This window comes from Salipiger sp. IMCC34102 (assembly GCF_004145405.1).
Classification (GTDB): domain Bacteria; phylum Pseudomonadota; class Alphaproteobacteria; order Rhodobacterales; family Rhodobacteraceae; genus Loktanella.
Genome location: NZ_SELQ01000004.1, coordinates 282,511 through 304,161, shown reverse-complemented (window position 1 = coordinate 304,161; position 21,651 = coordinate 282,511). Strand labels below are relative to the sequence as shown.

At 68.1% G+C, this 21,651-nt stretch carries 21 protein-coding genes; 12 read left to right on the top strand and 9 right to left on the bottom strand.

The features are described 5' to 3' along the window. The first annotated feature begins 5 nt into the window (after positions 1-5). On the top strand, positions 6-1,022 hold the full coding sequence (locus EU805_RS11055; RefSeq protein ID WP_129764034.1) for an alkane 1-monooxygenase: 1,017 nt from the start codon (positions 6-8) through the stop codon (positions 1,020-1,022). Continuing rightward, positions 1,019-1,405 carry a hypothetical protein gene (locus EU805_RS11050; RefSeq protein ID WP_129764033.1) on the top strand — a complete coding sequence of 129 codons (387 nt, stop codon included), beginning with the start codon at positions 1,019-1,021 and terminating at the stop codon, positions 1,403-1,405. The genes EU805_RS11055 and EU805_RS11050 overlap by 4 nt, the downstream gene beginning before the upstream one ends. On the opposite strand, the gene xseA is transcribed toward EU805_RS11050, so the two are convergent. Further along, complete coding sequence (gene xseA / locus EU805_RS11045; RefSeq protein WP_129764032.1) at positions 1,402-2,886, bottom strand: exodeoxyribonuclease VII large subunit; 1,485 nt, start codon at positions 2,884-2,886, stop codon at positions 1,402-1,404. The genes EU805_RS11050 and xseA overlap by 4 nt on opposite strands. 70 nt (positions 2,887-2,956) lie before the next feature. Here xseA and purD point away from each other — a divergent pair, with 70 nt between their 5' ends. Continuing rightward, complete coding sequence (purD, locus tag EU805_RS11040; protein ID WP_129764031.1) at positions 2,957-4,219, top strand: phosphoribosylamine--glycine ligase; 1,263 nt, start codon at positions 2,957-2,959, stop codon at positions 4,217-4,219. A gap of 273 nt (positions 4,220-4,492) precedes the next feature. Here purD and EU805_RS11035 read toward each other — a convergent pair whose 3' ends face one another. From EU805_RS11035 to EU805_RS11015, 5 genes are all read right to left on the bottom strand, one after another. After that, a complete protein-coding gene (locus tag EU805_RS11035) occupies positions 4,493-4,999 on the bottom strand; it encodes a CarD family transcriptional regulator (protein ID WP_129764030.1) in 507 nt (168 codons plus the stop codon). Between the two features lie 153 nt (positions 5,000-5,152). Then, entirely contained in the window at positions 5,153-5,488 is a 336-nt protein-coding gene (gene fdxA, locus EU805_RS11030; RefSeq protein WP_129764029.1) for a ferredoxin FdxA, read from the bottom strand. Between the two features lie 51 nt (positions 5,489-5,539). Further along, positions 5,540-5,908, bottom strand: a complete 369-nt coding sequence (locus tag EU805_RS11025) for an RNA-binding S4 domain-containing protein (protein ID WP_129764028.1) — start codon at positions 5,906-5,908, stop codon at positions 5,540-5,542. Next, positions 5,905-8,829 carry a helicase-related protein gene (locus EU805_RS11020; protein ID WP_129764027.1) on the bottom strand — a complete coding sequence of 975 codons (2,925 nt, stop codon included), beginning with the start codon at positions 8,827-8,829 and terminating at the stop codon, positions 5,905-5,907. Before EU805_RS11020 ends, EU805_RS11025 begins: the two co-directional genes overlap by 4 nt. A 27-nt stretch (positions 8,830-8,856) precedes the next feature. Continuing rightward, the gene (locus EU805_RS11015; RefSeq protein WP_129764026.1) at positions 8,857-9,405 is read right to left on the bottom strand and encodes a tetratricopeptide repeat protein; all 549 of its coding nucleotides are present in this window, start codon (positions 9,403-9,405) and stop codon (positions 8,857-8,859) included. A gap of 77 nt (positions 9,406-9,482) precedes the next feature. Between EU805_RS11015 and EU805_RS11010 the strand changes: the two genes are divergently transcribed. From EU805_RS11010 to EU805_RS10970, 9 genes are all read left to right on the top strand, one after another. Beyond that, positions 9,483-9,779, top strand: a complete 297-nt coding sequence (locus EU805_RS11010; RefSeq protein ID WP_129764025.1) for an SCP2 sterol-binding domain-containing protein — start codon at positions 9,483-9,485, stop codon at positions 9,777-9,779. A gap of 2 nt (positions 9,780-9,781) precedes the next feature. Beyond that, the gene (locus EU805_RS11005; RefSeq protein WP_129764024.1) at positions 9,782-10,717 is read left to right on the top strand and encodes an alpha/beta fold hydrolase; all 936 of its coding nucleotides are present in this window, start codon (positions 9,782-9,784) and stop codon (positions 10,715-10,717) included. Positions 10,718-11,172: 455 nt separating this feature from the next. Beyond that, positions 11,173-12,195 (top strand): ligase-associated DNA damage response exonuclease, encoded by a 1,023-nt coding sequence (locus EU805_RS11000; RefSeq protein WP_129764023.1) that lies wholly within the window; start codon positions 11,173-11,175, stop codon positions 12,193-12,195. Further along, a complete protein-coding gene (locus EU805_RS10995) occupies positions 12,192-13,781 on the top strand; it encodes an ATP-dependent DNA ligase (protein ID WP_129764022.1) in 1,590 nt (529 codons plus the stop codon). The genes EU805_RS11000 and EU805_RS10995 overlap by 4 nt, the downstream gene beginning before the upstream one ends. A gap of 4 nt (positions 13,782-13,785) precedes the next feature. Further along, the gene (locus EU805_RS10990) at positions 13,786-14,865 is read left to right on the top strand and encodes an endonuclease/exonuclease/phosphatase family protein (RefSeq protein WP_129764021.1); all 1,080 of its coding nucleotides are present in this window, start codon (positions 13,786-13,788) and stop codon (positions 14,863-14,865) included. 52 nt (positions 14,866-14,917) lie between these two features. Further along, positions 14,918-16,732 (top strand): M3 family oligoendopeptidase, encoded by a 1,815-nt coding sequence (locus EU805_RS10985; RefSeq protein WP_129764020.1) that lies wholly within the window; start codon positions 14,918-14,920, stop codon positions 16,730-16,732. Beyond that, positions 16,729-17,208, top strand: coding sequence for a GNAT family N-acetyltransferase (locus tag EU805_RS10980; RefSeq protein ID WP_129764019.1), 480 nt, complete (start codon positions 16,729-16,731; stop codon positions 17,206-17,208). The genes EU805_RS10985 and EU805_RS10980 overlap by 4 nt, the downstream gene beginning before the upstream one ends. 270 nt (positions 17,209-17,478) lie before the next feature. Further along, a complete protein-coding gene (locus EU805_RS10975) occupies positions 17,479-18,387 on the top strand; it encodes a cation diffusion facilitator family transporter (protein WP_242494126.1) in 909 nt (302 codons plus the stop codon). Between the two features lie 268 nt (positions 18,388-18,655). Continuing rightward, on the top strand, positions 18,656-18,907 hold the full coding sequence (locus EU805_RS10970) for a peptidase (protein WP_129764017.1): 252 nt from the start codon (positions 18,656-18,658) through the stop codon (positions 18,905-18,907). On the opposite strand, the gene EU805_RS10965 is transcribed toward EU805_RS10970, so the two are convergent. From EU805_RS10965 to rpoH, 3 genes are all read right to left on the bottom strand, one after another. Then, positions 18,904-19,587, bottom strand: a complete 684-nt coding sequence (locus tag EU805_RS10965) for an NAD(P)-dependent oxidoreductase (RefSeq protein ID WP_129764016.1) — start codon at positions 19,585-19,587, stop codon at positions 18,904-18,906. The genes EU805_RS10970 and EU805_RS10965 overlap by 4 nt on opposite strands. 66 nt (positions 19,588-19,653) lie before the next feature. After that, on the bottom strand, positions 19,654-20,616 hold the full coding sequence (locus tag EU805_RS10960; RefSeq protein WP_129764015.1) for a Gfo/Idh/MocA family protein: 963 nt from the start codon (positions 20,614-20,616) through the stop codon (positions 19,654-19,656). A 131-nt stretch (positions 20,617-20,747) separates the two neighbouring features. After that, entirely contained in the window at positions 20,748-21,644 is an 897-nt protein-coding gene (gene rpoH, locus EU805_RS10955) for an RNA polymerase sigma factor RpoH (protein ID WP_129764014.1), read from the bottom strand. Between the last annotated feature and the right edge of the window lie 7 nt (positions 21,645-21,651).

Genomic DNA, 21,651 nt, shown 5'->3' with positions numbered 1-21,651 from the left:
ATCCCATGCGCGCAATGCTCCTCTTCACGTTTGCGACACTGATCCCGGTGCCGCTTCTGGCCACAGCCGCCCTTTCGGGCGGGGCCTGGATCGTGGCGGTCCTGGTCTACATGACCGGCCTGACCTACCTGCTCGACCAACTCGTGCGGATCGTCACCCCTCCTTGGGAGGGGGTGGAGTTCCCCGCCGCCGACAGCCTGTCGGTCGTGCTGGCGCTGTCGCATTTCGCCCTTCTGGGGCTGGTCGTGCGCGCCGTGGGTCACGGGGACCTCGGGCTTGCGGGATCCCTGGGACTGATCGTGGCGACGGGGCTCTACTTCGGGCAGGTCAGCAATTCCAACGCGCACGAGCTCATCCATCGCGGCGCGCGGCCGCTGCACCTTCTGGGCCGCTGGGTCTTCATCTCGATGCTCTACGGGCATCACTCCTCGGCGCATGTGCTGATCCACCACCGGGCCGTGGCGACCGAGGACGATCCCGCCACCGCGCGACTGGGCGAAGGTTTCTGGTCCTACGTGCCTCGCGCCTGGGGCGGCGCCTTCCGCGCGGGCCTGCGGGCCGAGCGTGCCAGGCTCGACCGGATCGGGCGCAGCCGCTGGCACAATCCTTATGTCCAGTATGTCGCCGGCAGCCTTGCCTTCTGCCTTGCCGCCCTCGCCCTCGGGGGACCGGCGGGCTTCGCCGCCTATCTTGCGATCGCGGCCTACGCGCAGGTGCAGCTGATGCTGTCCGACTACGTCCAGCACTACGGTTTGACCCGCAAGATCCGCGAAAGCGGCAAGCCGGAGCCGGTCGGCGCCGCGCATAGCTGGAACGCGCCGCAGTGGTTCTCGGGCGCCCTGATGCTCAACGCGCCGCGCCATTCCGACCACCACGCCCATCCCGCGCGCCCTTACCCCGAACTCACGATCGAGGACGGCGCGCCGGTTCTGCCCCGCAGCCTGCCCGCCATGGCGACGCTGGCGATGATCCCGCCGCTCTGGCGCCGGGTGATGGACAAGCGCGTCCGCGCCCTGACATGAGGCTTGCCGCCCTTCTCTTGCTCGCGGCCTTGCCCGCCCGGGCCGACCCCGTCACGGCAGAGGCTTTCGCCGCCCACGTCACGGGCCGCACGCTCGCCTTCACCGGCCCGGATGGAGAGATCTTCGGCGTCGAACGCTACGGGCCCGACCGACAGGTCCTGTGGTCCGCCACGCCCGGCACCTGCCAGACCGGCACATGGTTCGCCCGCGACGACGAGATCTGCTTTACCTACGACACCGACCCATGGCCCAAATGCTGGGACGTCGCGCTGACCGACGACGGTTTGCGCGTGACCTCGACGCTCACCGGCCTCACGCTGGTCGAGGCGCAGGACACCGCACCCCTGGTCTGCGACGACCCGCTGCTGTTATCGCGTTTCTAGAACAGACGCCCCTGGGGATCGCCCTGGATCTCGATCCGGTCGTCGCCCGCGAACTCGATCTCGACCCGTTGCGCATCGCGGACCCCGTCGGAAGAGACGACCACGCGTCCGTCCGCCCGCACCACCGCGTAGCCGCGCTTCAACGTCTCCTTGTAGCCCACCGATTCACGCACCCGGTCGAGCGCCGTCAGCCGGTCCCGCCGCCGCTCCAGATCGCGCCGTGCGAGGTCCGACAGCCGCTTCGAGAGCGACTCCAGCCGCACGCCGGACGGTCCCAGGTCGGGCAAGGGCAGACGGCGCTGCGTCAGCTCCCGCCGGGCGCTGTCCAGCCGCCGCCGCAGCGCCGGGTCCAGCCGTGCCGCCCAGCCGTCCAGCCGTCGCCGCTCCTCGAACAGGCCGCGGGACAACAGGCCCGGCTTCAGCCCCGCCTCCGCCAGGCGCACCCGCTTCTTCGACGCCGCCGCGCGCAGCGCCCCCGGCAGGCGTTCGGCCAGGAAATCCAGCCGCTGCCGTGGTCCCTGCAACAGCGCATCGGGCTGCGGCAGGACCCGGCCGAGGTCGCGCAACCGCTGCGCGCGCAGATCGAGCCCCGCCGCCACCGCCCGGCTGATCCGCGCACCGCTTTGATCCAGCATCGCGCGCAACTCGCTGCGCACCGGCACCGCGATCTCCGCCGCGGCCGTGGGCGTGGGCGCCCGCCGGTCCGAGACGAAGTCGATCAGCGTCGTGTCGGTCTCGTGCCCCACCGCGCTGATCAGCGGAATCTCGGAGGCCGCCGCCGCCCGCGCGACCACTTCCTCGTTGAACCCCCACAGATCCTCGATCGATCCGCCGCCCCGCGCCACGATCAGCAGATCGGGCCGGGGGAGCGCCCCGCCCGGCGTCATCGCGTTGAATCCGGCAATCGCCGCCGCCACCTCCGGCGCGCATTTCGCGCCCTGCACGGCGACGGGCCAGACCAGCACCTTGCGCGGGAACCGGTCCTGCAGGCGGTGCAGGATGTCGCGGATCACGGCCCCCGAGGGCGATGTGACAACGCCGATGATCTCCGGCAAATAGGGCAACGGCCGCTTGCGCTCCGCGGCAAACAGCCCCTCGGCGGCCAACGCCGCCTTGCGCTTCTCCAGCATCGCCATCAGCGCCCCGGCCCCGGCGGGGGCGATGTCCTCGATGATGATCTGGTACTTCGACTGGCCGGGGAAGGTCGTCAGCTTGCCGGTGGCTACGACTTCCATCCCCTCCTCGGGCTGCTGCGGCAGGGCCTGGGCGCGGCCTTTCCAGATGATTCCCGACAGCACCGACCGGTCGTCCTTGAGGTCCAGGTACACATGCCCCGACCGGGGCCGCGACACGCGTCCCACCTCGCCGCGCACGCGCACGTGGCCGAAGCCGCCCTCGATCGCCTTCTTCACCGCCCCCGAAATCTCGGAGACCGAGAATTCCGGCACGTTGTCCGCGCTCGCGTCCTCGAACAGATCCATGTCGATGCCTTGTGATAGACTGCGCCGCACCCTAGAACGCGCGGGACCGAAGGCCAACAGGGGGCGGCCCATGAACATCCTGATCCTCGGCTCCGGCGGGCGCGAACACGCCCTCGCCTGGGCGATCAAGCAGAACCCCAAGTGCGACCGGCTGATCGTGGCCCCCGGGAACGCCGGCATCGCGGACCTCGCCGAAACCGCGGCCCTCGATCCTTGCGACGGCGCGCAGGTGACCGCCTTCGCCGCCGACAACGCCATCGACCTCGTGGTGATCGGACCGGAGGCGCCGCTCGTCGCGGGGATCGTCGACGAGTTGCGCGCCGCCGGGTTCGCCGTCTTCGGACCCTCCGCCGCCGCGGCACGGCTGGAATCGTCCAAGGCTTTCACGAAGGCGATCTGCGACGCCTGCGATGCCCCCACCGCCGCCTACGCCCATTTCACCGATCCGCAGGCCGCAAAGGCCTACGTCCGCGACCGCCCCACCCCGATCGTCGTCAAGGCCGACGGTCTGGCCGCCGGCAAGGGCGTCGTCGTGGCCGAAACCACCGACGCGGCGCTGTCTGCCATCGACGACATGATGGGCGGCCAGTTCGGCACCGCCGGGGCCGAGGTGGTGATCGAGGATTTCCTGCGCGGCGAGGAGGCCTCCTTCTTCGTGCTCTGCGACGGAGAGACGGTCCTGCCGCTCGGCACCGCGCAGGACCACAAGCGCGTGGGCGACGGCGACACCGGCCCCAACACCGGCGGCATGGGCGCCTATTCCCCCGCCCCGGTGATGACCGACGCCGTGACCGAGGCGACCCTCGCCCGCATCGTGCGCCCCTGCGTGGCGGAGATGGCCCGCCGGGGCACGCCCTTCACCGGTGTGCTCTTCGTCGGCCTGATGATCGAGGACGGCGCCCCCAGCCTCGTGGAATTCAACGTCCGCCTCGGCGACCCCGAATGCCAGTGCCTGATGATGCGGCTGGGTGGCCAGGTGCTCGACCTGATCCAGGCCTGCGCGGAAGGCCGCCTCGACGGCCAGCAGGTGCACTGGGCCGACGACCACGCGATGACGGTGGTCATGGCCGCGAACGGCTATCCCGGCGCTTACGAGAAGGGCACCCAAATCAAGGGGTTGGAAGACCTCCCCGAGGACAGTTTCCACATGGCCTTCCACGCCGGCACCACCCGCAGCGAGGAGCACGTCCTCGCCACCGGCGGCCGCGTGCTTGCCCTCACCGCCCGGGGCGACACGCTGGCCCGGGCCCACGAGCGCGCCTACGCGTTGGTCGACGCCCTCGACTGGCCGGAGGGCTTTTGCCGCCGGGACATCGGCTGGCGCGCGCTCTGAACAGCGCGCGCCCTTCATCTGGCCAGATAAACTCCCGCCGGAGGCTCCCCCGGCCGCCGCGCGCACCACGCGCCGCCCCGAAGCGCCGGCCTCCTCGCTTTTTGCCAAATTCTCACGCCGGAGGCATCCGCACTCTCACCCCGCGCCACGGCCTGCCCCCGAGGCCCAAAGCCGAAGAGGCCCGAAGGCGCCCCTGCCATCCCCCGCACGCAAATGAAAAGGCCGCGTCCTCCCAAACGCGGCCTTCCCCCTCCCTGGTCGGACGGGCCTTGCTCAGGCCGCGCGCCCCACCAGAACCGAATCGATCTCTTCCGCGGCGGCCTTCTCGTCGTTGCCGGCCACGGCCGCAATCTCGCGCGTCAGCCGTTCGAGCGCTGCCTCGTAAAGCTGCCGCTCGGAATAGCTCTGCTCGCGCTGGTCGTCCGCGCGGTGCAGGTCGCGCACCACCTCCGCGATGGCGATCAGGTCGCCCGAGTTGATCTTCTGCTCGTATTCCTGCGCCCGGCGCGACCACATGGCCTTCTTCACCTTGGCCTTGCCGCGCAGCGTCTTCATCGCGTTGCTCACGACCTCGGGCGAGGACAGGGGGCGCATGCCCACGTCGGTCGCCTTGTGGGTCGGGACCCGCAACGTCATCTTGTCCTTCTCGAAGGACACGACGAAGAGCTCCAGCTCGAATCCGGCGACTTCCTGCGTTTCGACGGACACGATCTTGCCCACGCCATGCGCGGGGTAGACCACGAAGTCGTTGGGCTGAAAGTCTTTCTTCTTCTTGCTCATGGCGATCCTTTCCATGACCCGGACCGCAGAAGACCCCGCAGGACGAATCCCACGAGGGTCAGGGCAGCAATTGTCGGGTCAAATCAGCAGCATTGTGACAGTCATATCACAAAACGGGGCGCCGCGAAAGCCCCGTCATGGATCGCTGCGTGCTCAGCCGCCTTCGCCTGCCGCTTCCGAGAAGAGCTCCATCTTCCCGTCCTTGCCGTCCATCTCGTCGGCATTGGGCAGCGGGTCCTTCTTGGTGATGATGACCGGCCAGATTTCCGAGTACTTGCGGTTGAACTCGACCCATTTTTCCATGTCCGGCTCGGTGTCCGGGCGGATCGCGTCGGCGGGGCATTCGGGCTCGCAGACGCCGCAATCGATGCATTCGTCGGGATGGATCACCAGCATGTTCTCGCCCTCGTAGAAGCAGTCCACGGGACAGACTTCGACGCAGTCGGTGTATTTGCACGCGATGCAATTGTCGTTGACGATATAGGTCATGCGGAGATTCCGTCGGTCAATGTCGGCGCCGGGATAGGCCAAGCGCGCGGGTCATTCAAGCGGCAAGGCCCCCTTGGACGGCATGTCGCGGCGATCCTTGCCGGTGGGGCGTCCGCCCTTGTCGTAGCGCGGCGCGCCGGGGCGGGCGATGGGCTCGGGCGACATGTCCTCGTAGAGCGCCTGCGCCTCTGGCGCCGGTCCGCGCCGGGTGCCGCAGGCCAGGATCCTGACCACTCGCACCTGCTCCGCCTGAGGAAACGTCAGCACGCATCCGGGCTTCACGACCCGGGCGGGTTTGCTGACGGGCGTGCCGTCCACGCGCACCTTTCCGGCCGAGACGACCCCCGCCGCCAGGCTGCGCGACTTGAAGAACCGCGCCTGCCACAGCCACTTGTCGAGCCGGATGGTCTCTTCGCTCACTCGGGCTTGAAACCCGACAGGGCGGCGGCGAAGGGGTTGTCGGGGTCGATCCGCTTCTCGGGCCGCTTGGGCTTGGCAGCGAAGGTCTGCGGCTTCTCGCCCTTGCTTTTCTGCGGCTTGCCACGGCCCTGCCCGGTCGGTTTCGCGCCCTTCGCGGGGCGCTGCTTTCCTGCTGCGGGGGCGCGGTCCTTGCGCGCCGCACGGCCGCCCCAGGTGAAGGTGTAGAAGCTTTCCATCTCCTGCGCGGTCTCGTCGGTCGTGCCCTGTTCGACCATGCCGGTCGCGGCATCGCCGATGGCGGCCCCGGGGCCTGCCTCGGACTCCTCGGTGCTGGCAGAGGCGGCCTGCGTGCTCACGGCGTCCTCGCCTTCCACCATGCCGGTCGCCACGTCCCCGATCGCCGCCCCGGCGGTGGGGTTCGCGGGCGGCACGTCGGTGGGCGCATCGCCCGGCACCTTCGTGGGCTTTTCCGGCACCGGCGCGGGATCGGGCTCGTCGTCCTTTTGCGGAATGGGCTTTTCGTCCGGCGTCGCCGCCTTCGCGGGCTTCACCTTCGGACGCTGCCCCGGTTCGGCCTTGTAGCCCAGGCCGGTCATCAGGTCCGCGAATTGTTCCAGCGTCATGCCCGTGATCGAGAGCATGTCCGGCGTCGCCTCGAACCCAGCCCGCGAATCGCGGTCGCGCAGAAGGTCCGCCAGGCGTTCCAGCATGTCGATGCGGATCGCCCGTGCGCCCGCCGCGCGGTAACCCGCCATCGTGTAGTAGCCCTGCGGCACGCCCGATTCCGCCGGCACCGTCACCAGGCCGGGCGGCGGGCTTTCGGGAAACGTATCGAGGCCGCGGTCGAGCGACCACAGCACCAGTCGAAGCCGCGTCGGCGCGGGCTTGAGCAGGAGCGGCATGAAGATCGTGAACTGACCGAAACGGATCCCGTGCTTGCGCAGGGTGCCCCGCGCCTCCTGGTCGAGCGCCTTCACCTCGTCGGCGACCTCGCCCCGGGTGATGATGCCGAAATGCTCGACCATGCGGAACGCGAAGCCCTTGGCGCTGCCGGTCAGCGTCTCGTCGGACTTGAGCGCCAGAAGCGGCTCCATCGCGGCGGCGATCTTGCGGTCGATGAAGTGCTGCAGGCGGCGCTGCACCTTCTGGGCCACGTCCGGGCCCGCCTCGTCGTCGACGAAGACCGTCACCGCGGGCTTGAGGGGATCGCCCCCCTTCACCAGCTTGCCCACCGCCTGCTCGCCCCACATCAACCCGCCTTGCTCGGTGAAGTCGATCTCGGTGTCGGGGGCGTTGTAGAACCGGTCCGCACGCAGATGGAACTGGGGCACCAGGGCCGCCACGCTGGCCTGCCGGAGCGTCTTCGCCTCGTCCGGCGAGGCCGCCTTGTCCATGCGGAACCGGAAGCCCTCGATCCGGCCGATGAATTCACCCTCGACGGTCACTTCGCCCTTGTCGTTCACGTCAGCCACAAGGCTCTCCTTCTGCTTGAGCCGGCGCAGCAGAACGCTGGTGCGCCGGTCCACGAATCGTTGGGTCAGCGCACCGTGAAGCGCGTCCGACAGTCGGTCTTCTACAGCGCGGGTCACGTCGCGCCAGTGCAAATCGTCGCGCAGCCAGCCCTTGCGCTGGGCCACGTAGGTCCAGGTGCGGATATAGGCGAGACGTTTCGACAATGTGTCGATGTCGCCGTCGTCGCGGTCGATCCGCTTGACCTGCAGCGCGAACCACGTCTCGTCGATGTGGCCCCACTGGTGCAGGTCCTGATAGATACGCGTGAGCAGGCTCGCATGTTCCCCCCGGCTGATGCCGCGGAAGTCGGGGATCCGGCAGACGTCCCACAACAGCCGCACCGACGGCCCGTCGTGCGCCCGCGCGGTGATCAGCGGATCCTGGGAGAGAGCGCGGAGGGCCGCCAGGTCGTCGCTTTCGCGTACCCGCGTCAGCCAGTCGTTCTCGGTCCGGCTCTCCAGCGTCTGCAACAGGCGCTTCACCGACCCGAACTGCAGATCCGCATTGCGCCACATCAGCTTCTTCACCGGCTGGAACCGGTGGGTCACGATCTGCTCGACCGTGCCTTCGTCCAGCTCCTGCGCCTCGCCGGTGACGCCGAAAGTGCCCGACGCCGTATGCCGCCCCGCGCGCCCCGCGATCTGCGCAAGCTCCTCGGGGCGCAACTCCCGCATGCGCGTCCCGTCGAACTTCGCCGTGGCCGAGAAGGCCACGTGCTTCACGTCCAGGTTCAGCCCCATCCCGATCGCATCCGTGGCCACCAGGTAGTCGACGTCGCCGTTCTGGTACATCTCCACCTGCGCATTGCGCGTGCGGGGGGAGAGCGCGCCCATCACCACCGCCGCCCCGCCCTTCTGACGGCGCAGAAGCTCGGCGATGGCGTAGACGTTCTCGACCGAGAATCCCACGATCGCCGAGCGCGCGGGCATCCGGCTCAGCTTCTTGGAGCCCGTGTGCGTGAGCGTGCTGAACCGTTCGCGGTGGACGAACTGCACCCCGGGCACCAGCGCGTTGATCGCCCCCCGGATCGTCTCCGCCCCCATGAAGAGCGTCTCCTTCAGCCCCCGCGCATGCAGCAGACGGTCGGTGAAGACGTGCCCCCGCTCGGGATCGGCACAAAGCTGGATCTCGTCCACGGCCAGGAAATCGCAGCCCATGCCGGTGGGCATCGCCTCGACCGTGCAGACCCAGTAAGCCGCCCGCGGCGGCACGATGCGCTCCTCGCCGGTGACCAGTGCGACGACACCGGGCCCCCGCGCCTTCACCAGCCGGTCGTAGACCTCCCGCGCGAGCAGGCGCAGCGGCAGGCCGATGACGCCGGTGCGGTGGCCCAGCATCCGGTCGATCGCCAGATGCGTCTTGCCGGTGTTGGTGGGGCCCAGAACGGCCGTGATGACAGAGGGTTGCATGCGCGCGGTCCCCGCGGGCCGGACGCCCTACAGCGCCGTGCCGTCCAGTTCGACCGAAAGTCGTCCGATCTCCGTCTCGACCCGGTCGAGATGAGGGGCAATCTGGTCGACTTGGCGATAAACCTCAAGCGCCTCTTCGGTCTGGCCAAGTTCGGACAGGATCACCGCCAGGCCGGTCATCGCGTTGAAGTGCCGGGGGTTGAGCTCGAGCGTGCGGCGCAGATCCGCCAGCGCCTGGCCCAGCCGGCCTTGCGCGAAAAGCACCGTGGCGCGCCCGTGGTAGCCTTCGGCGAACCCGGGCGCATGGTCGATCAGCGCGCTGAAATGGGCCACCGCCGTGTCCGGATCGCCCACCTCCATCGCGTCCTCCGCCCGCCGCAGCAGCAGGTCCATCGCGGGCGACCCGCTCTGGCTCCAGCGGGACTGGATCTGCCCGCGCAGCCCTTCCGCCTCCACCGCGTCGGCTTGGGCGAGCCGGTCGTAGAGCGCGTCCAGCTCGTCGGTCTGGGCCTGTGCCGTCGCGGCCCACAGAAATGTCGCAACGGCAGCATTGAGAATCTGGGTATAAATCGACATATCTCTAAGCTAAGCGAACCTGATCGCCATTCCCAGAGCCGCCTGTCTCGTGCGGCAGATCCAAAGGACACAATTCCATGAGCGACACGATCAACAAGGCCGTCTCCGAGCTGAACGCCAAGCTGGACGGCGAGGGCATCGACGGCACCGCCAAGTTCATCATCGAAGGCGAAGGGGCCATCATGATCGCCGGCGCCACCGCCGCCCCCTGCGACGAGGACGCGGAGGCCGACGTGACCCTGACCGCCAGCCAGGAGACCTTCGAAGGCATCCTGTCGGGCGACGAGAACCCCACCGCCGCCTTCATGACCGGCAAGCTCTCGGTCGACGGCGACATGGGCAAGGCGATGGCCCTGGCGGGCGCGCTGTCCTAACGATGCGCTATGCGCCGCTTCATAGCGACCTGGCAGAAGGTCCGGACGCCGGGGCGGCGCATTGGCTCAGAACCACCGACAACCGCCAGATCCGGGTGGGTCACTGGGTGTCGGACGCCGACCGGGGCACGGTCCTGCTGTTCCCCGGCCGCACCGAGTATATCGAAAAATACGGCCGCGCAGCAGCGGATTTCCGCGCCCGCGGCTACGCCACGATCGCCGTGGACTGGCGCGGGCAAGGCCTGGCCGAGCGCCTGCTGCCCGCCCGCGCCACCGGTCACGTCGGAACCTTCGCGGACTACCAGAAGGACGTGGCGGCCATGCTGACCCACGCCCGCGACCTGGGCCTCCCGAAACCCTTCTACCTCGTGGCGCATTCCATGGGCGGCGCCATCGGGTTGCGCGCCCTGATCGAGGGGCTGCCGGTGCGCGCCGCCATGTTCAGCGCGCCGATGTGGGGCATCCAGATGAGCGCCACGCTCCGGCCCGCCGCCTGGGCGCTGGCGACGCTCGCGCGCAAGGTCGGCCTCGATACCGGCATGGCCCCCGGACAGAAGGTCGAAAGCTACGTCAACCGCATGACGCTGGAGACCAACGAGCTCACCTCCGATCCGGAGATGTACGACTACATGATCCGCCAGCTGACCAAGGCCCCCGACCTCGGCCTCGGCGGCCCGTCCTTGCGCTGGCTTTACGAGGCGATGGCCGAATCCCGCCACCTCGCCCGGCTCACCTCGCCGCGCACGCCCTGCGTGACCCACCTCGGCACCGCCGAGACGATCGTCGACACCGACCGCGTCCGCGCCCGCATGGACCGCTGGACCGGCGGCACGCTGGAAGAGATCGAGGGTGCCAAGCACGAGGTGATGATGGAATCCCCCCAGATCCGCGCCCGCGTCTTCGACACCACCTGCGCGCTCTTCGACGCGCACCCCTGACGCGCCCCGCCCCCGCCCGGGCCGGTCGTCGCTCCCCTTTCGACAAACTCCATCCCCGACCTGATCCGGGTCCCCGCCGCCTCATCGCGCCCGGCCTCGCCGGCGAAGACGCCGCTCGCTGCACGCCCGCCAAAGGGCGCACCCCCTCCCCTTCATCTGGCCCGACAAACTCCCGCCGGAGGCTCCCGCATCCTCCACCGCCCCCTCGGCCCGATCCCCGGGGCCCCTCGTTGCACGTCCGGCTCAAGGCGCACCTCCTCCCCTTCATCTGGCCCGATAAACTCCCGCCGGAGGCTCCCGCACTCTCCATCCGCTCACCCCCTGATCACGATTCACCACTTCTCGCTTTTTCCCAAAATACTCCCGCCGGAGGCGGCCCGTATCCTCCACCCACCCCGCGGCCTGATCCCCGGCGCGCCCCTCGCCACACCACCGCCCCGCCCTACATCCCCGCCATGGCCGACGTGCTCACCTTCACCGACCGGGGCATCTACTGCCCCGCGGGCGATTTCTACATCGACCCCTGGCGTCCCGTGGACCGGGCGCTCATCACCCACGGCCACGCGGATCACTCCCGCTGGGGCATGCGGTCCTACCTCGCGACCGAGGCCGCCGCCCCCGTCATCCGCCACCGCCTGGGCGACATCACCCTCGACACGATTGCCTACGGGAAGACCCGCCGCATCGGCAGCGCCACGGTCTCGTTCCACCCCGCGGGCCACGTCCCCGGCTCCGCCCAGATCCGCGTCGAGGTGGGCGGCGAGGTCTGGGTCGCCTCCGGTGACTACAAGACCACCGCGGACGGCCTGTCGGAACCCTTCGAGCCGGTGCGCTGCCACGCTTTCATCACCGAATGCACCTTCGGCCTGCCGGTCTTCAAATGGACCGCGGAAGAGACGCTCAAGGCCCAGATGAACAGCTGGTGGGCCGCCAACGCAGCCGAAGGGCGCACCTCGATCCTGGGGGCTTACGCGCTTGGCAAGGCGCAGCGGCTGCTGACCTCCATCGACGCCTCCATCGGTCCGATCCTGACCCACGGAGCGGTCGAGAACACCAACGCGGTCCTCCGTGCCCAGGGAATCACGCTGCCCGACACGATCCGCGTTACGCCGGAGACGAAGATCGCCGACCACCCCGGGGCGCTCGTCCTCGCCACGCCCAGCGCGATGCGCGGCCCCTGGGCGCGGCGTTTCGGCACCTCCTCCAGCGCTTTCGCGTCGGGCTGGATGGCGCTGCGCGGCGTCCGCCGCCGCCGGGCGGGGGACCGGGGCTTCGTCGTGTCGGACCACGCCGACTGGGCGGGCCTCAATGCCGCGATCCGCGAAACCGGGGCGACGAAGATCTTCGCCACCCACGGCTACACCTCCTCCTTCCAGCGCTGGCTCGCCGCGGAAGGCTATGACGCGCACATCGTCTCCACCGAATACGAAGGCGAGTCGCTCGACGACAGCGATGAGCCGTTGGCGGAGGACGCATGAAGGACTTCGCCGCCCTCTTCACCCGCGTGGACGAGACCACCAAGACCACCGTCAAGGTCGCGGCCCTCGCCGATTACTTCCGCACCGCCCCCGACGACGACAAGCTCTGGACGATCGCGCTCTTCTCGGGCCGCCGGCCGAAGCGCCTGATCACCGCGTCGCGCCTGCGCGAATGGGCGGCGGAGCGCGCGGGCCTGCCGCTCTGGCTCTTCGAGGAAAGCTATTCCATCGTCGGCGACCTGGCAGAGACCATCGCCCTGATCCTGCCCGACCCCGCCACCACCACCGATCGCTCCCTCACCCACTGGATCGAGGAGATCGCCCGTCTCTCGACCCTGGACGACGCGGCCCGGAAGGCCGGCATCCTCGCCGCCTGGGACAGCCTGCCCACGACCCAGCGCTTCCTCTTCACCAAGCTGCTGACGGGCGGCTTCCGCATCGGCGTCAGCCAGAAGCTGATGACCCGCGCCCTCGCCCAAGCCACCGAGCAGGACGAGGCCGAACTCACTCACAAGCTCATGGGCAACTGGACGCCGCAGACCACCACCTGGGCCTCCCTCATCGAGGCGCACGACCCCGCCGCGGACCTCAGCCGCCCCTATCCCTTCTACCTTGCCTACGGGCTGGAGGATCTGAACGCCCTCGGCCCCGCCACCGACTGGTCGGCGGAATGGAAATGGGACGGCATCCGCGGCCAGTTCATCGCGCGCGCGGGCGACCATCACCTGTGGTCCCGGGGGGAGGATTTGATGACCGACCGCTTCCCTGAACTCGCCCAACTCAAGGACTTCCTGCCAGACGGCACCGTCATCGACGGCGAAGTCCTCGCCTTCCGCGACGAGACGCCTCTCAGCTTCAACGCCCTGCAATCGCGCATCGGCCGCAAGACGGTCCCGAAGAAGCTGCTGACAGAGGCCCCCGTCGTCCTCATGGCCTACGACCTGCTGGAGGACGAAGGCCGCGACATCCGCCAGGCCCCCTTCGCGGACCGTCGCGCGCGCCTGAAAGACCTCATCGCGGGCGTCCCCGACGAGGCCCCCCTGCGCCTTTCCCCATCCGTCGACTTCACCGGTTGGGACACCCTCGCCGAACTGCGCGAGACCAGCCGCGACCGCAACGCCGAGGGCTTCATGCTCAAGCGCCTCGATTCGCCCTACCTCTCGGGCCGCAAGAAAGGCGACTGGTGGAAGTGGAAGGTCGATCCCCTGACCATCGACGCAGTGATGATCTACGCGCAGGCAGGCTCCGGCCGCCGCGCCAACCTCTTCACCGATTACACCTTCGCGGTCTGGAAAGGTGACGACCTCGTCCCCTTCACCAAGGCCTACTCCGGCCTGACCGACGCCGAGTTCCGGAAGGTCACCGCCTGGGTCCGCAAGAACACCCTCCAGAAATTCGGCCCCGTGCGTCAGGTCAAGCCCGTTCACGTCTTTGAGCTTGGGTTCGAGGGCATCCAGCCCTCCCCCCGGCACAAGTCGGGCGTGGCCCTGCGGTTTCCCCGGATGCTGCGCTGGCGCCACGACAAGCCCCCGTCCGAGGCCAATACCCTCGACGATCTCAACGCCCTGCTCGACCAATACGGATGATGTCATGCGCAACGCCCTGATCCGGCTCTTCGGGACCGTGACCCTCTTGCTCGCCGCCGCCACCGCCCTGTCCGAGCTGCGGGTCGACATCTGGCTTGTGCGCTTCCTCGATTTCCCCCGCCTGCAGATCGCGGCCGGTCTGGTGGTGACGCTGATCCTCTACGTGGCGCTCCGCCGCCGTCCGGGCCTCGGCACGCTGATCACCTTGGCGGGTCTGGCGGCACTGGGACAGCAGGCGCGCGTGCTCTGGCCCTACCAGCCGCTCGCCACCGAAATGGCATCGAACGTCCTGCGCTGCGAGCCTGGGGACGAGTTGCGCATCCTCGTCACCAACGTCCAGCAAACCAACCGCCAAGACGCGGCGGTCATCGAGATGGCGCGCACCCACGCCCCCGATATCTTCATCGTGATGGAAACCTCCGCCTGGTGGGACGAGGCCCTGGCGGACCTGCAGGGGGACTTCGCCCACAGCACGCAGGTGGTCGAACGCGCGCCGGAGTATTACGGGATGCAGGTCTACTCGCAGTTCCCCTTCGACGACGCCCGGTTCGACTATCCCATGAACGCCGAGACCCCGATGTTCGACGGCCGGATCGCCCATCCCTCCCGCCCCCTGCACCTTCTGGGCGTGCACCCGCGTCCCCCGCTCCAGACGAACGGCGGCCAGCCCTCGACCATGCGCGATGCCACCGTGCTGGACGCCGCCTTGCGGGCGCGCGAAAGCGATGCGGTCACGCTCGTGGCCGGCGACTTCAACGCGACACCCTGGAACGACACCGCCCGGCAGGCCATGCGGATCGGCGGCCTGCTGGACCCTCGCGTCGGACGCGGGCCGATGAACAGCTACAAGGCGGGCAGCGACGTGATGCGCTGGCCACTGGACCAGGTGCTCTGGCAGGCGGGGCCGGGCTTGCTGGACATGCAGATCCTTCCTTCCGTCGGCAGCGACCATCAGCCGGTGCGGGTCGACCTGTGCCTCTCGCCAGACATCGCGGCCCGGACGATCCCCCTGCGCGACGGCGACCTCGAACGCGCCGAAGACACGCTGGAGGCCGCCCGCGCCCTGCAACAGGCCGAGGGTTGAGGCCCAGCCGCCCCCGCCTTATCTCATCCCCGAGCAATTGACAGGACATCCCATGACCCGCACCTTCGACGCCGCGACCGACACCGGCGGACAGCCCTTCGGCGACCTGCCCGAATGGGACCTCACCGACCTCTACCCCGCCCCCGACAGCGCCGAGATCAAGCGCGACCTCGACTGGCTGGAAGAAGCCTGCGCCCGCTTCGCCGCCGACTACGAGGGCGAGCTGGCCAACCTCGACGCGGCCGAGCTGCTGGAAGCCGTCAAGCGCGACGAGAAGATCTCGGAGGTCGCGGGCCGCATCATGTCCTACGCAGGGCTGCGCCACTACCAGATCACCACCGACAACGACCGGGCCAAGTTCATGGCCGACATGCAGGACCGGCTGACCGCCTTCACCACGCCGCTGGTGTTCTACACGCTGGAATTCAACCGCCTGCCGGACGACCACCTGGAGTTCCTGCTGGCCCAGAACGAGGAACTGCGCCGCTACAAGCCCGTCTTCGACCGCATGCGCGCGATGAAGCCGCACCAGCTCTCCGACGAGCTGGAGAAGTTTCTCCACGACCAGTCCACCGTGGGCGCCGCCGCCTGGAACCGCCTCTTCGACGAAACCATGGCCGCGCTCGAATTCGACGTGGACGGAGAGATCATGGGCCTCGAATCCACCCTCAACCTGCTCACCGACACCGACCGCGCCAAGCGCGAGGCCGCCTCCATGGCCCTCTCGCGCGTCTTCGCCGAGAACGTCAAGCTCTTCGCCCGCGTCCACAACACGCTGGCCAAGGAGAAGGAGATCGAGGACCGCTGGCGCAAGATGCCCACCCCGCAGACCGCGCGCCACCTCGCCAACCACGTCGAACCCGAAGTGGTCGAGGCGCTGCGCAACGCCGTCGTCGCCGCCTACCCGCGCCTCTCGCACCGCTACTACGCACTCAAGGCCAAGTGGCTGGGCCTCGACCGGATGCAGACCTGGGACCGCAACGCGCCGCTCCCGCGCGAGGACGACCGCCTCGTCGGCTGGGAGGAGGCGCGCGACACCGTGCTCGACGCCTACGCGGGCTTCGATCCGCAGATGGCCGAGCTCGCCAGGCCCTTCTTCACCGACGGCTGGATCGACGCTGGCGTCAAGCCCGGCAAGGCCCCCGGCGCCTTCGCCCACCCCACCGTCACCTCCGCCCACCCTTACGTGATGCTGAACTACCTCGGCAAACCGCGCGACGTGATGACGCTGGCCCACGAACTTGGCCACGGCGTCCACCAGCGCCTCGCGGCGGGCCAGGGCGAACTGCTGGCCTCCACCCCGCTCACGCTGGCCGAAACCGCGTCCGTCTTCGGAGAGATGCTGACCTTCCGCAAGCTGCTCGACGCGGCGGAAACGCCCGAACAGCGCAAGATCCTCCTCGCCGGCAAGGTCGAGGACATGATCAACACGGTCGTGCGCCAGATCGCCTTCTACGACTTCGAGTGCAAGCTGCACGAAGCCCGCGCCCACGGCGAGCTGACCCCCGACGACATCAACGAATTGTGGATGTCGGTGCAGGCCGAATCCCTGGGCCCCGTCTTCGACTTCCACGACGGATACGAGACCTTCTGGTCCTACATCCCCCACTTCGTTCACTCGCCGTTCTACGTCTACGCCTACGCCTTCGGCGACGGGCTGGTGAACGCGCTCTACGCGGTCTACGAGGAAGGCGATCCCGACTTCCAGTCGAAGTATTTCGACATGCTCAAGGCGGGCGGCTCCAAGCACCACAAGGACCTGCTGGAACCCTTCGGCCTCGACGCCTCCGACCCGTCGTTCTGGGACAAGGGTCTGTCGATGATCGAAGGCTTCATCGACGAACTCGAGGCGCTCGAAGAGGCATGAGCGTCACCCTCGCGCCCTTCGCGCCCGCGCAGCGCGCGGCGCTTGCCGCCCTGCGCGTGGCCGACGCCCAGGTTCCCTTCAGCGGCCAGCCCGAGGAGTTCCTGGACGGCAACCCGCCCGGCATCGATCTGCACGTGATCTGGTCGGACGGGGTGCCCGTGGGCATGTTCCGCATCGACACCGACTTCTCGCGGGAGCATCGCTTCACCGCCCCCGGCACCCACGGGTTGCGCAGCGTGATCCTGGGCCAGCAGCACCAGGGGCGCGGCATCGGCTCGGCCACCATCCGCGCCCTGCCCGCCTTCATGGCGCAGCACTACCCGCAGGCGCGGATCCTGCTCCTGACCGTCAACCTGCGCAATCCCGGCGCCCGCAAAAGCTACCTCAACGGCGGTTTCACAGACACGCAGGCACATTACCTCGGCGGCGATCACGGCCCACAGCACATCCTCCGCCTGGACCTACCCCCCGCCTGACCGGTCAGGTAACGGTCGAAAAACCGCTCCTCCGCCCCGCCCGCCGCCTCGCATCGCGCGCAGCACCAGGATGCGGACCTTGGAGCACGGCGCAGCGAACGGCGGGGATGAGCCCAATTTGCGGGATGCTGCACCACGCACGAATGTCTGCAATTTTCGGAAACGCGGTTGTTTGTTCAATGAATGGCACCATCCTCACAATCCAACCCAGGAGGTATGGATATGGGCGCGGGCCACAATTCCCACGACGGTCATTCTCATGGACCAACTTTGTCACACGATGCTCCTAAAGAGGAACGCCGGTCCAGAGAGCGAGCGATTGCCATTACGGCGATCCTGACCGGCGGATTCATGGGCGCAGAGGTCGTCGGCGGTTTGATTTCTGGAAGCCTGGCACTTCTGGCAGATGCCGGGCACATGTTGACTGACTTCGCATCGCTTATCCTTGCGTGGCTTGCATTCCGCCTTGCCCGGCGACCGGCAGATTGGAAGCGCACCTACGGCTTTGACCGCCTCTCGGTTCTTGCTGCGTTCGTCAATGGTCTAAGCCTGTTTGCCATCGCGATCTGGATCCTCTTTGAGGCGGTGCACAGACTGCGAGACCCTTCCGAAGTTCTGGGCGGACTTATGCTTTGGGTCGCCGTCGGTGGCCTCGTGGTCAACATCCTGGCTTTCTGGGTCTTGTCGCGCGCCGAAGGGGATAACCTGAATGTTCGCGCGGCCGCGCTTCATGTGTTGGGAGACCTGTTGGGGTCGGTCGCAGCCATCGTTGCGTCCCTGGTGATCCTGTGGACGGGATGGACGCCCATCGATCCCATTCTATCGGTTCTTGTCGTCGTTCTGATATTGCGGTCGGCGTGGGCAGTCGTGCGGGAAAGCGGGCATATTCTGCTGGAGGGAGCGCCTCGCGGGTTTGACGCGCGCGCGATCGCCTCCGACCTCGAGCAGAACGTACCCGGCGTCCTGCGCGCCCACCACATCCATGCTTGGTCGATCACGCAGGAACGGCCGATGGCAACGGTAGAGATCGATCTTGAAGCGGGCGCGGATGCTCAGGTTGTCCGCCGCGCAGTGAAAGATCGCTTCCAAGAGCTTTCGCATGTCGAGCACGTAACTGTGGAAATTTCGGATAGTCACCTAGCACACGATGCGCCTGGGGGCAGACATCTGGTAAATTAGACGGAATATCAGCTTCGTCCCGCTCACCCGACCTCACTTCGGCGCGCGACGAACGTCCGGCCTGAGCCGCAAACGCCTGCCACCAGCATCCCGCGGGCTTGGCATGGCGTCACTCGGTAATCCGGAAATCCTTCGGTCGAACCGCTGGCGCAGGGCGCTCGACACGCCCTCCACCCGCATGAGACATCTTGCCGCGGTTTCGCGGTGCGGGTAAATGGACGGGACCGCGGCGGGTCAACGCCCGGTTTCACACATCATCGGAGACGACATGACTCGTCCGCTTCTCGCCCTTGCGGCGTTCGAGCAGGAATTGAAGTGGCTGGCGCTTGCGCTCGGGCTGGCCTCCACCATCGCCATCGTTCAGGACTGGCAGCCCTGGCCCATGATCCTCGGCCTGCCCTTCTGCCTGATCTGGATCTACTGCGGCTGGCTCCATACGGAACGGCAGCTGAAATGGATCAACATCCTCTTCAGCGCGCTCTACGTCTACGGCTTGCTGCGCTGGGCCTTGGGCACCTAGCCCAGGAACTCCTTCGCCACCGCCTCGATCGAGGTCGTATCCGGATCCTCCGCCCGGGCCAGGGCGGGGGTCTGGCGGATCCAGATCCCCTCCTCCACGCAGGCCAGCATCAACTGGGCCACGTCGGCCATCCGGGCGCGTATCAGGTCCTGCGGGATCACGTCGGGGGTCACGACGTAATCGTCCGTGGGCGGGCCGTCCATCATCCAGCCGGGCCGGACGGCCGTCCATTCGGTGTCCGAGGCGCGCAGAAGCGCCTCCATCTCGGCCATCTGCTCGATCACGTTGTGCAGGGCCGCCATCGCGGGCACCCGGAAGTGCAGCGGCCCCCGGTCGCGCGCCGCGACGAAGGTGGCCGAGATCACGACCACGCGCGACACGCCCGCCTTGTGCATGCCCGCCAGGATGTTCGAGGTGCCGCGGGTGTAAAGCGGCGGCGGATCCAGCAAGGTCCCCACCGCGTTGCCGACGCCCAGGCAGGACAGCACCGCATCGCACCCTTCGAGGTGCGGCCCGATGTCGTCCTTCAGCACGTCACAGGTCTGCGGGGTCACGCCCGCGGGCGGTTCGGCGTCGTCCCAAGTGGGCTCCAGCGCCACGATCTCGTGCCCCTTGGCCAGGGCCTGGTCGATCAGCTTGCGGCCAACCGCGCCCTTCGCTCCGAATACCGCCAGTTTCATGCCTGTCCTCGCTTGCCTCGTCGCGGCCCAACCCGCGCCCCGCGGCCCGGTTCCGCACTGCGGCGATCAACTCTGCCGCGCCGCCGCGAAGGTCATGTCGATCATCTCCTGCGTGCCGCGGCTGAACTCCAACGGGCAGGCATAATCGCCGCCCGCCGCGGCGGCCTCGAAGGCCTCGACCTGCGCGACGTACTGGTTGACCGTGGGCCAACGCTCCTGCGTTCGCACGCCGCCCGCCTGTTCCAGCGTCAGCGCGGCCACGTCGTAGACGTTGGCGTTGAAGGGGGCCGTCAGGGTCAGGTGCCCTTCGTCCCCGTGGAACGCGATGTACTGCCGCGGATGCATCCGCATCGACACCACGGCGCCGTAGGTGAACCCCGGGAACTCGGCCGAGACCTGCGCGAAGACGTCGACCTCGTTCTCGAAATCGATCCGCGCATGGGTCACGCGCTGACAGTCCTCACCGGTGACGAACCGCGCCGCCCCGAAGGCATAGACCCCGATGTCCGGCAACCCGCCGCCCCCCGTCTCGGGCTTGTTGCGGATGTTGTCGGTTGCCCCGGCGTTGTTGTAGGTGAAGACGCAGTCCACGTGGCGCAACGTGCCGATCGCGCCATTCTGCACCAGTTCGCGCGCGCGGGTGAACTGCGGATGATGCACGATCATAAAGGCCTCCGCCGCCAGCTTTCCGCCCGCGTCGCGCGCCGCGATCACCCGGTCGATCTCGCTGGCCTGCAGCGCGATCGGCTTCTCGCACAGCACGTGCTTGCCCGCTTCCAGCGCCTTGATGGTCCATTCGACGTGCAGGTGGTTGGGCAGGGGAATGTAGACCGCCTCGATCTGGGGATCGGCCAGCAGCGCGTCGTAATCGTCCATGACCCGCAGCCCCGGCGCAAAGGCCCGGAACCCCTCTGCCTTGGCCGGATCCGAGGTTGCCAGCGCCGCAAGCTCGGCACCTTTCGCGGCGTGGATCGCCGGTGCCATCTGCTGACGCGCGAAATTCGCAGCCCCCAGGATTCCCCACTTCATGTCGCTCTCCTCGTTGTGTCGCGCCACAATGACGGGCCTCGCCTGAAACGCAAGACGGTGCGGAGCCTGCGCCCCGCACCGTCGTCATCCGGCAAGGTGAACGCGCGCCAAAGGCAGTGCGCATCCTGCGGTCAGGCGTCTTCCATCAAGCCGCGCTCTTCCGCCAGCTCGCGCATGCGCGCCTGGATCTTCTCGAAGGCGCGCACCTCGATCTGGCGGATGCGTTCGCGGCTGACGTCGTATTGCCCCGACAGATCCTCCAGCGTGATCGTCTCGTCGTTCAGGCGCCGCTGCATCAGGATGTCCCGCTCGCGCTCGTTGAGCACGTCCATCGCCTCCGCCAGCATCTCGCGCCGCGTCTCGAGTTCGTCGCGTTCCTCGTAATCGCCGGCCTGGTCGGCGTCTTCATCCGCCAGCCAGTCCTGCCACTGCATCGTGCCTTCGCCTTCGGACCCGACCGTGGCGTTGAGCGAGGCATCGCCCCCCGACATCCGCCGGTTCATCGAGACGACCTCGGCCTCCGTCACGCCAAGATCGGTCGCGATCCGCTTCACGTTCTCGGGCCGCAGGTCGCCGTCCTCCAGCGCGCCGATCCGGCTCTTGGCCTTGCGCAGGTTGAAGAACAGCTTCTTCTGCGCGCTGGTGGTGCCGAGCTTCACCATCGACCAGGACCGCAGCACGTATTCCTGGATCGCCGCCCGGATCCACCACATCGCGTAGGTCGCAAGCCGGAACCCCTTCTCGGGGTCGAACTTCTTGACCGCCTGCATCAGGCCCACGTTCGCTTCCGAGATCACCTCCGCCTGCGGCAAACCGTAGCCGCGATAGCCCATGGCGATCTTCGCCGCGAGCCGCAGGTGGCTCGTCACCATCTTGTGCGCGGCCTCGGTGTCCTCGTTCTCGACCCACCGCTTGGCGAGCATGTATTCCTCTTCCGGTTCCAGCATCGGGAACTTGCGGATTTCCTGCATGTACCGGTTCAGGCCCTGTTCCGGGCTCGGCGCCGGTAGGTTTTTGTATTCGCTCATCTTTTCC